Source organism: Actinomyces urogenitalis DSM 15434, from assembly GCF_000159035.1.
Taxonomy (GTDB): Bacteria; Actinomycetota; Actinomycetes; order Actinomycetales; family Actinomycetaceae; genus Actinomyces; species Actinomyces urogenitalis.
This window is the reverse complement of sequence record NZ_DS999575.1, coordinates 27638-42656: the sequence shown is the minus strand read 5'-3', so window position 1 is coordinate 42656 and position 15019 is coordinate 27638. Positions and strand designations below refer to the sequence as shown.

At 70.3% G+C, this 15019-nt stretch carries 16 protein-coding genes; 4 read left to right on the top strand and 12 right to left on the bottom strand.

The features are described from left to right. From HMPREF0058_RS06175 to HMPREF0058_RS06145, 9 genes are all read right to left on the bottom strand, one after another. Positions 1-1414, bottom strand: a 1414-nt coding sequence (locus HMPREF0058_RS06175) for an ABC transporter permease subunit (RefSeq protein WP_006548878.1), incomplete at its 3' end; no start/stop codon positions are given. Continuing rightward, entirely contained in the window at positions 1411-2973 is a 1563-nt protein-coding gene (locus HMPREF0058_RS06170) for an ABC transporter substrate-binding protein (protein WP_040319738.1), read from the bottom strand. The genes HMPREF0058_RS06170 and HMPREF0058_RS06175, both read right to left, overlap by 4 nt. Beyond that, the gene (locus tag HMPREF0058_RS13010; RefSeq protein WP_006548874.1) at positions 2970-3173 is read right to left on the bottom strand and encodes a hypothetical protein; all 204 of its coding nucleotides are present in this window, start codon (positions 3171-3173) and stop codon (positions 2970-2972) included. The genes HMPREF0058_RS06170 and HMPREF0058_RS13010 overlap by 4 nt, the downstream gene beginning before the upstream one ends. A 19-nt stretch (positions 3174-3192) precedes the next feature. Then, positions 3193-3837: an ABC transporter ATP-binding protein gene (locus HMPREF0058_RS06165; protein ID WP_006548873.1), complete on the bottom strand. Its 645-nt coding sequence runs from the start codon at positions 3835-3837 to the stop codon at positions 3193-3195. Next, positions 3834-4118 carry a hypothetical protein gene (locus HMPREF0058_RS11795; RefSeq protein ID WP_141560497.1) on the bottom strand — a complete coding sequence of 95 codons (285 nt, stop codon included), beginning with the start codon at positions 4116-4118 and terminating at the stop codon, positions 3834-3836. The genes HMPREF0058_RS06165 and HMPREF0058_RS11795 overlap by 4 nt, the downstream gene beginning before the upstream one ends. A gap of 102 nt (positions 4119-4220) precedes the next feature. Continuing rightward, positions 4221-4649: an ATP-binding cassette domain-containing protein gene (locus HMPREF0058_RS11790; protein WP_006548871.1), complete on the bottom strand. Its 429-nt coding sequence runs from the start codon at positions 4647-4649 to the stop codon at positions 4221-4223. 117 nt (positions 4650-4766) lie between these two features. After that, the gene (gene ilvD / locus HMPREF0058_RS06155) at positions 4767-6653 is read right to left on the bottom strand and encodes a dihydroxy-acid dehydratase (RefSeq protein WP_040319737.1); all 1887 of its coding nucleotides are present in this window, start codon (positions 6651-6653) and stop codon (positions 4767-4769) included. Positions 6654-6910: 257 nt separating this feature from the next. Then, positions 6911-7318 carry an FKBP-type peptidyl-prolyl cis-trans isomerase gene (locus HMPREF0058_RS06150; RefSeq protein WP_006548869.1) on the bottom strand — a complete coding sequence of 136 codons (408 nt, stop codon included), beginning with the start codon at positions 7316-7318 and terminating at the stop codon, positions 6911-6913. Positions 7319-7347: 29 nt separating this feature from the next. Next, a complete protein-coding gene (locus HMPREF0058_RS06145; RefSeq protein WP_006548867.1) occupies positions 7348-8271 on the bottom strand; it encodes a Bax inhibitor-1/YccA family protein in 924 nt (307 codons plus the stop codon). Between the two features lie 328 nt (positions 8272-8599). On the opposite strand from HMPREF0058_RS06145, the gene HMPREF0058_RS06140 reads away from it, so the two are divergent. The 4 genes from HMPREF0058_RS06140 (at position 8600) to HMPREF0058_RS06125 (ending at position 12808) form a co-directional block, all read left to right on the top strand. Next, positions 8600-9544, top strand: a complete 945-nt coding sequence (locus HMPREF0058_RS06140) for an ABC transporter ATP-binding protein (protein WP_006548866.1) — start codon at positions 8600-8602, stop codon at positions 9542-9544. 50 nt (positions 9545-9594) lie between these two features. Further along, positions 9595-10452, top strand: a complete 858-nt coding sequence (locus HMPREF0058_RS06135) for an ABC transporter permease (protein WP_006548864.1) — start codon at positions 9595-9597, stop codon at positions 10450-10452. Between the two features lie 104 nt (positions 10453-10556). Beyond that, positions 10557-12086: a sensor histidine kinase gene (locus HMPREF0058_RS06130; RefSeq protein WP_040319772.1), complete on the top strand. Its 1530-nt coding sequence runs from the start codon at positions 10557-10559 to the stop codon at positions 12084-12086. A gap of 71 nt (positions 12087-12157) precedes the next feature. Then, a complete protein-coding gene (locus tag HMPREF0058_RS06125; protein ID WP_048679347.1) occupies positions 12158-12808 on the top strand; it encodes a response regulator in 651 nt (216 codons plus the stop codon). An 18-nt stretch (positions 12809-12826) separates the two neighbouring features. Here HMPREF0058_RS06125 and pth read toward each other — a convergent pair whose 3' ends face one another. The 3 genes from pth to HMPREF0058_RS06110 form a co-directional block, all read right to left on the bottom strand. Further along, the gene (pth, locus tag HMPREF0058_RS06120) at positions 12827-13423 is read right to left on the bottom strand and encodes an aminoacyl-tRNA hydrolase (protein ID WP_006548860.1); all 597 of its coding nucleotides are present in this window, start codon (positions 13421-13423) and stop codon (positions 12827-12829) included. Positions 13424-13490: 67 nt separating this feature from the next. Continuing rightward, positions 13491-14114 carry a 50S ribosomal protein L25/general stress protein Ctc gene (locus tag HMPREF0058_RS06115; protein ID WP_006548858.1) on the bottom strand — a complete coding sequence of 208 codons (624 nt, stop codon included), beginning with the start codon at positions 14112-14114 and terminating at the stop codon, positions 13491-13493. A 202-nt stretch (positions 14115-14316) separates the two neighbouring features. Continuing rightward, on the bottom strand, positions 14317-15019 hold a 703-nt coding region (locus tag HMPREF0058_RS06110), incomplete at its 5' end, for a type I 3-dehydroquinate dehydratase (protein ID WP_211205889.1).

The following is a 15019-nucleotide window of genomic DNA, read 5'->3' as shown; positions in this document are numbered from 1 at the left end:
CAGCGGCGTGGGCACCCAGCGGCGCCCAGGACACGCAGGCCACGGCCATCGCCGCACCGTGCCGGCTGGGACCGGCCACGGCGGCGACGACGAGCCCCGCTAGCACCGCGGGGACCGCGTTGCCGACCTCGACCAGCCCTGTGCTCGCCCGCGGGAGCAGACCCGCCAGGATCCCGATGACCAGGCAGGCGCCGGTGACTACCACCGCGCTGCTCAGTGTGGCGACGGCGCCGTGCGCCACCCGGGCCAGGAGGTCGCGGCCGAGCGCATCCGCCCCCAGCGGTAGCGACGCCGTCGGCCCGGCCAGGCGGGAGGCGACGACGGCGTAGGGGTCACGGCCGGCTCCCAGGAGCATGAGGACCGCCAGGCCACCGCTACCGGCCAACGCCAGGACCAGGGACGTTCGGCCACTCGGCTGCGCCGGTGGTGCGGCAGCCAGGGACCCTGTGCCGTCGGCACCCCCAGCCAGCCCTCGTCGCAGGGGCGCTGGCCGCGCTCCTGCGACGAGGGCGACCAGGAGGAGCAGGAGCATCCCGGCCTGGAGCGCCGGGACGTCCTGGGCGCTGGCCGCGCCAAGAAGCGCCCGCCCCAGGCCGGGGACCGCGAAGACCTTCTCCACCGCCACGCCGGCCCCGGTCAGCCCGACGACGACCAGCGCCACCTGCCCGAGCAGGGGGACGAGGGCCTGGTGAAGGACTGCCAGGACGAGCCGGCGTCCACGGATACCTGCCGTGACCCACGTCGTCACCCAGTGCTGGCGAAAGACCTCCGTGACGGCGTCGACCGCGAGCGCGCCCAGCAGCCCGCCCGCCGGCACGCCCAGACTCACGGCCGGCAGGATGACCTGCTCGGCCCGCCCCCAGCCGTAGGGCGGCAGCCAGCCCAGACCGACGCACACGCTCAGCACGAGCACGGGCGCGAGAAGGTACTCCGGCAGGGCGGTCAGGGCAGCGCCGAGCGCACCCGAACGTCGTCGCTGCCGACCAGCCAGCCCGTCACGCAGGGCCGGGACCATGAGGCCGACGGCGATGAGAAGCGCCAGCGCCATCGCGGCCGCCATGAGCGTGAGGGAGACCGCCAGCGCCTGACCCGTCCCATGGGCCACCGGCTGCCCGGAGACCCAGGAGGTGCCGAGGTCCCCGTGGGCCAGCCTGGCCAGCCAGTGACCGATCGTCGCCCACGGCCCGTCCTGGATCCCGAGGCGACGGCGTAGGGAGGCCACGACCTCCTCAGTCGCCTCCCTCTCCGTGCTGGAGGCCCGCAGGACCGTGAGCGCCGGGTCGTGGCTCGACCACCAGGGCATGAGACCGATCCCCAGGAGCACCCCGGCTACCGCCGCCACACGCGAGAGCAGGACCACCCCGTCCGCGCCGCGTGCCAGCCGCGTCAGAGACGGAAGAGCGGGCGCCGTCATGCCAGACGCGTGCTCGTCGTCACGAGCTCCCGCTCCCGCGGATCGCGCTGGGCCTGCTTGACGGTGGCGGCCTCGCCGTGCAGGACCCGCTCGTGCAGCAGCGGCACGGCCGCCCCACAGGCAAGGATCTTCTCCTCCGCCCGCATGATGAGATCCTGACGCTCCTGCCCCACCGGCAGGTCCCCCGCCCGGTCCACCTCGTCGTCGGACAGGAAGGACAGTGAGAAGGACCCCGTGCTGGCGAAGTCAGAGACCATGTAGGCCACGGGGTCGCCTGAGTCGAGGACGGTGGCCCGTGACAGCAGGAAGACGTCGAAGCGTCCGGCCAGCGCGTCGGCCTCGATCTGTGCGTACTCCCGTACGTCGGTGGCCACGGTGAAGCCGGCTGCCTCCAGCTGCTGGGCGATCACGACCACGGCCTCGGCCAGCTCGGGACGGTCGGAGTAGCTGCCGATCGTGATCGCCGTTCCCGGGGCGACCGTCCCGGCCTGCTGCGCTCCCGGCACCAGGCCACGCGCTGCGGCTCCCTGCGCCCCGGCGTAGGGCTGAGAGCCCCAGCCGCGTCGAGGTGCCGCCCAGCTGAGCGCCGGGCCGAGCAGGCCCGCTGCCACGTCGGCGTGGCCCTCGTACATCGTGTCCACCAGCGTCCCCGGATCGACGGCGTCGCGCACCGCGGCGCGGACGGCAGGATCGCTCATGGGCCCGCGGGCGGTGTTGAGGTAGAGCGTGGCCGTGCGAGGCATGGGAACCTCGTGGACCAGGGAGGGATCGATGGTCGCCGCCTGGGAGACCGGGACCGCCTCGACCAGGTCCGCCTCGCCTGAGCGCAGGGCGGCAGCCCGGGCCGTGCCGTCCGGCACGAAGGTGAGGTCAATCCCCTCCAGCGTGGCCGCACTCCCCCAGTAGCCAGGAAAACGGTCGAGGGTGGCTCCGGCGGTGCCGTCCACCGCCGTCAGCACGAAGGGGCCGGTGCCGTGCCCCACGGGATCCACCGGACCATCCGCCCTGCCGTCGGGGGGATAGGCAGCCGGGGAGAGGATCGCCAGCTGGGGGCTGGTCAGGCGCTGAGGCAGGAGGGCGTCCGGCTCCGCCGTCGAGACCACCAGGTCCGTCCCGTCCGCCCGCACGCTCATGCGCACACCGTCGAGGATCCGTGGCGGGACGCTGTAGCCCGCCGCGTAGGCCAGACTGGCTGCGGCATGGTCGCTGGTCATCTCCGTGCCGTCATGGAAGGTCACGCCCTGACGCAGTGACAGTCGCCAGGTCAACTCGTCCTCGCGGCTCCAAGCGGTGGCCAGACCGGCCAGGATCCCGCCGTCTGAGTCGAGGTAGAGCAGGGTTTGCGCCGTCGCCCAGCGCGAGAGCTTGAAGGCGTCGTCGCTCAAGGGGCTCAGGCCCGAGCGCGGTGGCTGGAGCATCGCCAGGCGGAGGCGTCCGTTGGGAGCGGAGGCAGGGGAAGCGGTGCAGGCAGCGCCGCCGCCCGCCAGTGCCACGACGCCGGCGAGCGCGAGAAGCCGGCGGCGCGAGCACACGGGAGGGCATGTGGTCAAGACAGTCATCGTTCTCCTTGTCGGTCAGGGTTGGCGGGAGTGATCACATCGGTGGCGGGCGCGAGCGCGTCCAGCAGCGCCCGGGAGGCTCGGTGGCCTGGGGCGTTGAGCAGCTGGGAGGTGGCAACGTCCTCGACCACGCGCCCCGCCTCCATGACGAGGGTGCGTTCGCACAGCCGGCAGGCCGCACCCAGGTCGTGGCAGACCATGAGCAGGGCAGGCCCTTGCTCAGGCGGCGCCGCCGGCCTTGCCAGGGCTGCCCGGCCGGGCTAGGTGGGCCAGGAGGTCGGTCACCATGCGCCTGGTCGCTGGGTCCAGCCCGGAGAGCGGTTCATCCATGAGCAGGAAGCGCGGGCTGACAACCAGGGCCCGCGCGATCGCCACGCGCTGGGCCTGGCCTCCCGAGACCTGGTGGGGATAGCGCCTCCACAGGCGGTCCGGAAGGTTGACGGACATGAGCTGGTGCGCCGCCATCGCCTCACGCTCCTGGCGCCCGTCGCCGAGGCCGAGGTAGCGCAGCGGCAGGAGGACCTGAGAGAGGAGGTCGCGCCGCGGGTCAAGACTGGCGGCCGGGTCCTGGATGACGTACTGCACCGCCTTGCGGTAGGCACGTCGGCCAGTGCCCGCAAGCCGGGCGCGAGTCAGCGGCACGCCGTCGAGCAGGATTCGTCCGCCGTCATGGCGACCGGGGCGATCCAGGAGAGCCAGAGCCCGCAGCACGGTGGTCTTGCTGCATCCTGACTCACCCACGAGGGCCACTCGCTCGCCCTGCGAGACGGACAGGTCCACGTCCTGCACCACCGTGCGCACCCGGCCGCCAGGGCCGGCGTAGGAGCGCACGAGCCCCTGCGCAGCGAGGGCAGAGGCCGTCACCTTCCCACCGCCCGGCGCCGGGATCCCTGAGGCTGACGCGCTCGCGGCCGTGCCCCGAGCACGGCGTCGCGCTCCTGGCGCCAGGCGTCCACGAGCCCACGAGTCACGCGGTGGCGCGGAGCGGTCAGGAGCGTCGAGGCCGCGCCGGTCTCCACGACCCTGCCGCCGTCAAGCACGAGGACCTGGTCGCAGGCCTCGGCAACGGTGCAGTCGTGCGTGATGAGGATGAGCGCCGGGACCAGGCCGCGCATCTGAGCACGCAGATGGTGCAAGAGGCGCACGAACCTCGCCCGGGCGACGGAGTCGAGGGAGCTGGTTGGCTCGTCGGCCACCAGCGCGATCGGGCTGGCCGCCAGGGCCAGGGCCAGGGCCGCGCGCTGGCGCTAACCACCGGACATCTGCCCCGGAAGGCGCGGCCACAGCAGCCGGTCAAGACCTGCCTCGCCCATCACCTGCTCGCCACGCTCACGTGCACGACGACGGTCCGCCCCTGCCGCCCGGGCCGCCCCAGTCACCTGGGCCGCGATCGGGAGCAGAGGGTGGAGGGCCGTCGCCGGGTCCTGGCGCATGAGGCAGACCCGGGCCGAGGCCTGTCTCCTGGAGGCGGGCTGGTCCAGCACCTCGTGCCCGTTGATGGTCAGCGACCCTGTTGCAGCCAGGCCTGCCGGCAGCGTGCCCGCGATCGCCGCACCGGTGAGGGACTTCCCGGCGCCCGATGCTCCCAGGATGGCCAGAGATCCACCCTGCGGCACGCAGCACCCCACCCCGGCCAGCAGGAGCTGAGGTCGACTGCGGCGAGATGCCTGCGTCATCACCCGCAAGTTGTTGAGAATGATTGTCTCACAGGGAGACTATATCTATATGATACTCATTATCAATATAAGCGGAGACCCCATCCTCGCGCGCGACTGGGGCTGCGAGCCTGAGGCTCAGTAGCGCGGCAGCTTGGACTTGTCCCGCACCGCACCAAGGTCCGCGCTGGTGGCGAGCATGGCGTAGGCACGCAGGGCCGTGGAGACCTGACGGGGCCGCTCCACGTGCGGGGACCAGGCGGCGTCTCCTCGCTCCTCCTCAGCCTGGCGACGGCGAGCGATCTCCGCCTCGTCCACCATGAGCTCGATGCGGCGCGCGGGGATGTCGATCTCGATGCGGTCGCCGTCGTGGACCAGACCGATGAGGCCACCAGCCGCAGCCTCCGGGGAGACGTGGCCGATGGACAGGCCTGAGGTGCCGCCAGAGAAACGGCCGTCGGTCAGCAGCGCGCACTCCTTACCCAGGTGCATCGACTTGATGTAGGTGGTCGGGTAGAGCATCTCCTGCATCCCTGGGCCACCACGCGGACCCTCGTGGTTGATGACCACGATGTCCCCGCTCTTGACCTTGCCACCCAGGATCCCCTCGACGGCGTCCTCCTGGGACTCAAAGACCACAGCCGGTCCGGCGAAGGTAAGGATCGAGGCGTCCACGCCAGCGGTCTTGACGATGCAGCCCTTCTCCGCGATGTTGCCGAACAGCACGGCCAGCCCGCCGTCGGCGGAGTAGGCGTGGTCGATGTCGCGGATGCAGCCGCTCTCGCGGTCGGTGTCCAGCGACTCCCAGCGCGAGGACTGTGAGAACATCCGGGTCGTACGCACGCCAGCAGGGGCAGCGAGGTAGCGGGTACGAATCTGGGGGCTCACATCCGAGCCCGGCACGCCGTCGGCACCCGGACGGGCGATGTCATAGGCGGCCAGGGCGTCAGCGAGCGTGGAACCGAGCACGTTGGAGGTGGAGGTGTCCAGCAGCCCACCGCGGTCGAGCTCGCCAAGGATGCCCATGATGCCGCCGGCACGGTGGACGTCCTCGACGTGGTAGAGCGCGGTCGAGGGAGCCACCTTGCACAGGTGGGGGACGTGACGCGACAGGCGGTCAATGTCCGCCATGGTGAAGTCGACCTCCGCCTCCTGGGCGGCAGCCAGCAGGTGAAGCACCGTGTTAGTGGAACCACCCATGGCAATATCCAGGCTCATGGCGTTCTCGAAGGCCGCCTTGGTGGCGATCGAGCGCGGCAGGACGGAGGCGTCGTCGTCCTCGTAGTAGGCGCGGGTGATGGCCACGATCTGGCGTCCCACCTCGGCAAAGAGCTCACCACGGTCGGAGTGGGTAGCCAGCAGGGAGCCGTTCATCGGCAGGGCCATACCCAGGGCCTCGGTGAGGCAGTTCATCGAGTTGGCGGTAAACATACCCGAGCACGAACCGCAGGTGGGGCAAGCCAGGCGCTCGATGGCGTCAACCTCGGCGTCGGAGACCGTGGGGTCGGCGGAGTCCATCATCGCGTCGATGAGGTCAAGCTTGCGGGTCGTCCCGTCCGCGGTTGTCATCTTTCCCGACTCCATCGGGCCACCGGAGACGAAGATCGTCGGGATGTTCAGGCGCAGGGAGGCCATGAGCATGCCGGGGGTGATCTTGTCGCAGTTGGAGATGCACACCAGGGCGTCGGCGCAGTGGGCCTGGACCATGTACTCCACCGAGTCAGCGATGAGGTCACGACTGGGCAGGGAGTAGAGCATGCCGTCATGGCCCATGGCGATGCCGTCATCCACGGCGATGGTGTTGAACTCCTTGGCGATACCGCCGCTGGCCTCGATCTGCTCGGCCACAACCTTGCCGACGTCGCGCAGGCCCACGTGACCGGGGACGAACTCGGTGAAGGAGTTGGCGATCGCGATAATCGGCTTGCCGAAGTCGGCGTCCTTGACGCCGGTGGCGCGCCACAGGGCGCGGGCACCAGCCATATTCCGTCCGGAGGTGGAAGTGGCGCTGCGATAGCGAGGCATGAGTGCTCCTGACAACGTGTGCTGAAAGCTGGTCTCAGGGTAGTGCGATTCCAACGGTCGGGACGCGCGAGGGTCATCACGCGGACCAAGGTGAACCTCACTCATGACCTTCGGGAGCTCCCGTTCTCCTTCATCCTTTGCGTGCGCCCCGGACATACACGCGAAGGGCCGATCACACCGTCAGGACGAATGTGGGTGGGCTGACCATGACTGGCATGGTCAGCCCACCCACAGGACGTCGTTTGCCCTCAACGGGCTCACATGACGCCGAGGATCTCCGTGACGAAGACGAGGGTGTCCCCACCCTTGATTCCGGCCTGCGGCACGCCGCGCTCGCCGTAACCCAGCTCGGAGGGAATCGACAGCAGGACGCGTGAGCCCACGCGCTGGCCGACCAGGCCGTCGTCCCAGCCGCGGATGACCATGCCGACCCCGATCTGGAAGTCCAGCGGGGCGCCACGGTCGTAGGAGTTGTCAAAGACGTCGCCGTTCCAGGTCTGGCCCAGGTAGTGGCAGACGATGTGGTCTCCGGCCTCGACGACCTGGCCGTCACCGGCGTCGAGAACCTGGATCTGCAGGCCCTCGGGAGCCTCATCGGAGGGGAAGGTGAGAACCGGCTTGGTGCCCTTCGCGCCGTCAACGGCGGGCATGTGCGTGTTGATCATGGTCTCAGCCTACGGGACCGCGGTCGCGGTCAGTCGTCCCCGCGCAGGATCGCCAGGATCCGCAGAATCTCCACGTACAGCCACACGAGCGTGACCGTGAGGCCAAAGGCCCCCGCCCAGGCGTAGCGGGTGGGCAGTCCCCGCTCAACCCCACGCTGAATGGACTCAAAGTCCATGGCCAGGCTGAAGGCGGCCATGACCACCGCGAGCGCGCCGATCACCAGACCCAGCGGGATACCCGCCACGGTCACTCCGCGCAGGCCCCAGGGGTCGGAGACCACGCCAGTGACCATGAGGAGGAAGTTGACCAGGCTGAAGATGAGGTAGCCGCCCATGGCGAGCAGGAGGATGCGGGCAGCCTTGCCGCTGACGCGGAAACCAGCCACCTTGTAGGCCGCCAGCATGACGGCGAAGACCGCGAGGGTACCGAGCACCGCCTGCAGCACGATGCCGGGGTAGGCGAGCTCCATGACACCGGAGAAGGCACCGAGCATCGCCCCCTCGCAGGCGGCGTAGGCCAGGATGAGGACGGGACTGGGCTCACGCTTGAAGCTGTTGACCAGGCCGAGCACCAGTGCACCGATGGCGCCCGCCATCATGACCATCATGCCGATCCCGGAGGTCGCCGGGCTGGTCGCCAGGTTCCAGGTCAGGGCGCCGACCGCGACGATGACGCCGAACATCGCGGCGGTGCGCATGATGACGTCGTCATAGGTCATGCGGCCGCGGTCCACGTTCACGGCCGACGGCGCCGCGTACTGCTGCTCCAGACCAGCCACCTGCTGCGGGCTCACCTGCCCGTACCGGGCGGCCTGCTGGCCGCTGGTGGCCGTCTGGCCCACGCGCCCTGGCTCGTACCCAGGCATCGTCGGGTAGCCGTGCGGGGTGCGCTCGACGACGGCGGTGCCGCCCTCCTTAAAGGCAGGGCTGCGATCGAAGTAGGGGTTGCTCATCTGGCAGTGTCCTCTCTCCTTGGGGACGGGCGTCGTCGCGAGGCGGCGAGCAGTGCCGCCGTGCCTTGGTCAACGCGTCCATCATCCCGGAGATTCCTGGGAGCGTCCTGAACCGCTGCCCGTACTCCTCCTTCAGGAGGACTCCTCCCCCACCTGACGAGGAGGAGCACCCTCCTCCAGGTTCGTCACCCGGGGCGATGGCTCCCACTTGCCCCGTTCCTAGGCTGAGGCCATACCGAGGGCACCGGGAGACAGACGGCCACCACAGCGGCCCGCCTGCCCGCCCTCCCCACCTACCTACTCACCCACGAGGAACGATCGGACGATCATGATCGAAGCCACCGGCCTGACCAAGCGTTACGGGAACAAGACCGCAGTCGACAGCATCTCCTTCACCGTCCAGCCGGGCACCGTCACAGGCTTCCTCGGCCCCAACGGTGCCGGCAAGTCCACCACGATGCGCATGATCATGGGCCTGGACAAGCCCACCTCCGGCACCGTCAAGGTCAACGGCCGCGCCTACCGGGACCTGGCGGCGCCGCTGTGCGAGGTCGGCGCCCTGCTGGACGCCAAGGGTCTGCACGGCTCGCGCTCGGCCCGCGCGCACCTGACCCAGCTGGCCGTGTCCAACGGCATCCCCACCACCCGCGTGGACGAGGTCCTGGAGCTGACGGGGCTCACCCCCGTGGCCAAGAAGCGCGTCAAGGGCTTCAGCCTCGGCATGGGCCAGCGCCTGGGCATCGCCGCCGCTCTTCTGGGTGACCCCCAGGTGCTCATCTTCGATGAGCCCGTCAACGGCCTGGACCCCGAGGGCGTGAAGTGGGTGCGCGAGACCTGCCGCAACCTCGCCGCCGATGGCCGCACGGTCTTCATCTCCTCTCACCTCATGAGCGAGATGGCCCTGACCGCTGACCACCTCATCATCATCGGCCGCGGCAAGATCCTCACCCAGGGCCCGGTCCAGGAGGTCATCGCCTCGGCGGCCTCGGACACGGTCCGCATCGTCAGCCCCTCCGCCCCGGCCCTGGCCGAGGCCATGAGCCGCGCCGGCCTGGACGTGCGGTCCACCGGTGCAGACTCCCTCATGACGACGGCGCCCGCCGCCCGCGTCGGTGAGATCGCGGCCGCCCAGGGCATCGTCCTGCACGAGCTGCACACCCAGCACGCCTCGCTGGAGGAGGCCTACCTGGAACTGACCGGCGGTGAGGTTGAGTACGCCACCGGCCAGGCAGGCGAGGCTCCCGCGATGGCCCCGGCCGCCACCCACGCCTGAGACAGGCCCCCTCATCCCGCCCACGAACTGATCTCGGAGAAGACACGACCATGACCACCTCCACCACCGCTGCTCCTGCCGCCCGAGGCACGCGCTCCTCCCGCTCTTTACGTATCGCCGGCCGCCAGACCTTCTGGCGCGCCGTGCGCGCCGAGTGGCTCAAGCTCACCACCCTGCGCTCGACCTGGATCTCCAGCCTCATCACCCTCCTGATCACCTCTGGCATCGGCGCTGCCATGGTCATCATCGGCTCGGACCCCGAGAAGATGGGGGACCAGTCCTGGCAGTACATGATGGTGGGCACGACCTTCGGCCAGATCGTCGTGGCCGTCATGGGAGCGCTCATCGTCACCGGCGAGTACTCCTCGGGCCAGATCCGTTCCACCCTCGCAGCGATCCCGCGCCGCTCGCGCTCCTTCTGGGCCAAGGCCCTCACCATCGCCGTGTGGTCCTTCCTGCTGGGTGCCGTCTCGATCCTGGCGGCCTGGGCCATCTCAGCGCCGCTGGTGCAGGGCGAGCCTGTCTCCCTGGGACGCACCGAGTTCCTCGGCTACGTGTGGGGATCCGGCCTGGCCTACGCCGGTATCGCGCTGATGTCCCTGGGACTGGGCTTCCTCCTGCGCTCCACCGCCGGCGCGATCACGGTGGTCACGGTCCTGCTGTTCGTCATCAACATCCCGCTCAGTCTCGCAGGAGGCGTCTGGAGCTGGGCTCGAAAGGCCATGGAGTACACCCTGAGCCAGGTCTCCACCGCAGTCGTCGACCCCTACTCCACCCAGGTCGCCTGGGCAGGTACTGAGGGCTCCAGCCTCTCCCTGACCCACACCCAGGGAGTCCTGGTCTTCATAGCCTGGTGCGTCATCCCGCTGCTGGCCGGTTGGCTGGCCTTCTCCAAGCGCGACGCCTGAGCCTGGCAGGCACTGCCCACCGCCGCGATCAGCTCCTGACCACCACGGGTGGCGCCACCAGGCACCACCCGTCGGTCATGCTCCGTTCGGGCCACAATGACCCCATGCCACCAACCGAGGACGACCTGACGACCGTCTCCCCCACCGCCACGCGTCTCATGCGCTGGCAGGAGCGCCACGCCGCGCTGGCAGACGCGCTGCTCGCCCTGGTCATCCTCGTCCTGGGCCTGCCTATGGGCCTGCTCGCCGCCCAGTGGGAGATGACGGCCTCCCAGGGCGGCTGGCTCGCCCTGACCTACGCCATCTGGGCGGCCTGCAGCCTAGGACTGGCACTACGGCGTCGGCTACCGATCCTGACCTGGGCAGTGGTCACCTTTACGCCGCCTGCGCATCTGGTCGCCAGCCTGACAGTCTTTGACCTCCAGGGCGCTGACGCCGCCGCGGCGAGCCAGGCCCTGACCGCCGTCATCGTGCTTGGCACACCGCTGAGCCTGGCGACCCTGGCCACCCGCTACCGCATGGGCTGGGCCTGGGCGGCCTGCGCCGTGTCGATCCTGGCCTGCGGCGCGGTCAGCTCCAGCCTGCTGCCGCTGGCGCTCATTGACGTCATCGGGACACTGGTGGGCATCATCCTGCGCATTCAGCACGCCCAGCTCGTCCAGGTCCGCGAGCGCTCGGCGCGACTGTCCCTGGCTCGTGAGCAGACGATGATGCTGGCCGCAGCCAACGAGCGCAGCCGCATCGCCCGCGAGATGCACGACATCGTCGCCCACTCCCTCGCCGTCATGATCACGATGGCCGACGGCGCCGCCGCCGCGGTGGACCGCAACCCGCAGATGGCCAAGCAGGCCCTGACAGTCCTGGGTGACACCGGGCGATCGGCCCTGGCCGACACCCGTCGGCTGGTCGGTGTCCTGCGTGACGACCCGGGCGCCTCCTCGGCCCCGCAGTCCTCCGCCGCCGAGAATCCTGCCGGCGACCTCGCCTCCCACGACGCCAGCCCCACGCGGGCGGCAGGCGAGGCGACGGGCCCCCTGCCCCCACTTCCGCCGTCGACCGGCCCGCTGCCGGTGGTGCGAGAGCTCCCGGTGCCCGAGTTCGCCCCGCCCGGCACCGTGGCACCCAGCGAGCCGAGCCAGCCGATCGCCGATCTTCGCCGTCGTGCCACCGATGCCGCCCAGGACTGCACCACCGGTGAGATCCCGATGGCCCCGGCACCCGAGACCGCGGACCTGGAGGCCCTGGTCGAGCGCTTCCAGGCTGCCGGGGTCCCGGTGTCCTACACGTGGACCGGCGCCGCCCTGCCTGAGGACAAGGGCCTGCAGCTCACGCTCTTCCGTATCGCACAGGAGTCGATGACGAACATCCTGCGCTACGCCCCCACCACCAAGGACGTCCAGGTCACCGTGCAGCGCCACACGGGCACGGTGGTCCTGAGCGTCACCAACGAGGCCGCCCCAGGCGCCACGCCGATGCACGGCTCGGGTAAGGGACTGATCGGCATGCGTGAGCGGGCCTCCGTCTATGGTGGGACCGTTGATGCTGGACCAACACCCACCGGCTGGCAGGTTCGTGCCGTGCTGCGCTGGGACGAGGACGACGAAGGGACTTCACCTTGGCAGCTGCCGCTCTGAACGAGAACGAGCCGGCCCAGGCGCAGACGCAGGCGCAGGGCGATAGCGCTGTCCCCTCACGTCCAGTCAGCGTGGTGCTGGCTGACGACCAGGCGCTGATGCGCATGGGCTTTCGTATGGTGCTGGACGCTGAGGAGGGTATCGAGGTGGTCGGTGAGGCCTCCGACGGCGCCTCCGCCCTGGCCCAGGCGCGCGCCCTGCACCCCGACGTCATCCTCATGGACGTGCGTATGCCGGGGATGAACGGGATCGAGGCTACTGAGGCCATCACTCAGCAGTGCCCGGGCACCAAGATCCTCATCCTGACCACCTTCGACCTGGACGAGTACGCCTTTGCCGGGCTGCGCGCCGGGGCCGCCGGCTTCCTGCTCAAGGACACCCGCCCCGCCGAGCTGGCCGAGGCGATCCGCACCGTGGCCAGCGGCGAGGCCGTGGTCTCCCCGCGCGTGACGCGCCGGATGCTGGAGATGTTCGCCTCCCACCTGCCGCAGGACGGCGCGCAGGACGCCGCCGAGGACCCGCGGATCGCCTCGCTGACCCCGCGTGAGCGCGAGATCCTGGTCCTCATCGCCCAGGGCATGTCCAACTCGGAGATCGCGGACCAGCTCGTCGTCTCGGCCACCACGGTCAAGACCCACGTGGGTAACGTGCTGGCCAAGCTGGACGTGCGTGACCGGGTCCAGGCTGTCGTCGTGGCCTACGAGACCGGCCTGATGGCCTGACCACCACACCGCTGCTCGCTAGCGCGAGTTCACCTGCTGCTGGGCCGCCTCGAAGCCCGCGCTCACCACTGCCTCGACGGCGTCTGCCGCCAGCTCCAGGGTGACGTCCAGCTCTGCCCGCTCGCGGGCCGGGAAGTCGGACAGGACGAAGTCCGCCGGGTCCTGACGCCCTGGAGGCCGACCGATCCCCACACGCAGGCGTGCGTAGTTCCGGCTCCCCACCGCCTGGCTGATGGAACGCAGCCCGTTGTGCCCGCCCTCGCCGCCACCGCGCTTGAGGCGCAGCGTGTGAGCCGGCAGGTCGAGCTCGTCGTGGATGACGAGCAGGTTCGTGGCCGGGTCGATGCCGTAGAACTTCGCCAGCGCCGCCGTCGGGCCTCCGGACAGGTTCATGAAGGTGGCGGGCTCGGCCAGGATGACACGCGGTCCTGGGGCGCCGCCGGGCGCCATGCCCAGCCGCACCTCAGCCACCTGCGCGCGAGCCTTGTGCTTGGAGAGCCGAGACCCGGCACGCCCAGCCAGGACGTCGATCACCATATGGCCGACGTTGTGGCGGTTGCGGGCGTACCGGGCCTCGGGGTTCCCCAGCCCGATGATGAGCCAGGGGTCGCTCATAGGAGCTCCTTTGTCTGTCGTCATGCGGTCAGCGGCGCAGCCGCCTGCCGCTCACGTCAGGTCAGGCTCACTCAGCCTCGGCAGGAGCCTCAGCCTCGTCAGCCGCCTCAGCGCCAGCCTCGGGCTCCGGGACATCGACGGCGATGGAGGCCTCGTCCACAACGTTGACCACGTCCTCCTCAGCGTCGGTGACGGCCTCGACGCCCTCGGGCAGGGTGATGTCAGAGACGCGGATGGTGGTGCCGGCCTCGACGCCGGTGATGTCGATCTCGATGGCCTCGGGGATGGAGATCACCGGGGCGGAGACGAGCAGGTGAGCCGCCTCGACCATGTGGATGGTGGAGGCCACGGGCTCGCCGATGACGGTGACGGGGACCTCGACCTCAACGCGCTCGTTGCGGTTGACCAGCTGGAAGTCCACGTGCTGGACGCCCGGGCGGATGGGGTGACGCTGGACGTCCTTGGTCAGGACCAGGATGGTCTCGCCGTCCACGGCGAGCTCGACCAGGGCGTTCTCGTTGCCGCGCAGGGCGAGGCGGGTGGCGTGCTCCTCCAGGAGGAAGTGACGCGGCTCGGTGCCGTGACCGTAGACGACGACCGGGACCTGGCCGTTGCGACGAGCCTGGCGGGCGGAGCCCTTGCCGAAGTTGGTGCGGTCAGTGCCCTTGAGGGTGATGGCCTTGTTCGCCATGAGGGTTCTCCTCTTCTTAAGGCGGGGCCGGGCCCCGCAGGTCTGGTGGTCCGGGAGGGCGCGGCGACGCGCAGTACCTCCTGGTACCACCACGTCGATCACGGATGCACGTGCGCAGCACGTGTCCCTCGCCGGGGCAACGTCGCCTACACTACCTGCTCGCTCGCAGGCGGGGCCAGACGCCGCCGCGGTGAGACCGGACTCACCGCCCCTCCAGCGCGCTGCCGCTCCAGGCCGAGGCCCGCTCCTCGCTGGCCTCCAGCTCCTCCATGGCGCTGCGCACCTGTGCCACCGGGAGCTGGCCGGGCGCTGACGCGGTGGCGCCGGCGGTGGCGAAGGTGAGGGCAGAGCCGAAGACCCCACCCGCCAGCCGGCTGATGACTCCGTCCTCCCCCATCGCGATCGCGATCACCGGAACCTGGAGACGGCCTCGCGCCCGCACTGCAACGCGCAGGAGACGAGCGACATCGTCCTGGCTGGCGGGCATGACCGCCACCTTGGCAACCTGGGCCCCCTGCGTCTCCATCCTCTCCAGGACACTGACGATCTCATCCTCGGCCGGGGCGGAGGAGAAGAAGTGCGCCGAGGCAAGAACATCGATCCCGCTCGGCCCGGCCAGCGCCGCCAGCTCACTGACGCAGTCGCGCGCCAGCTCGACGTCCAGGGCCGTGACCACCTGGCGGGCTGCCTCGTCCTGGCTACAGGCTGCGAGCACTGCGCTCAGCAGCGCCCGGTAGGCATCGTCGTCGATCTCGACCCCGCCGCCCTCGGCGGAGGTACGGAGCGTGGCCAGCAGCGGCAGGCGCGTGGTGGCCACGGCCGCGGCCACCTGCTGGACCGCGGGCCACACACCTTCCGCAAGCCGTCGGCCAGCCTCGGCCCCGAGCACAGGCCCGGCCCCGGTT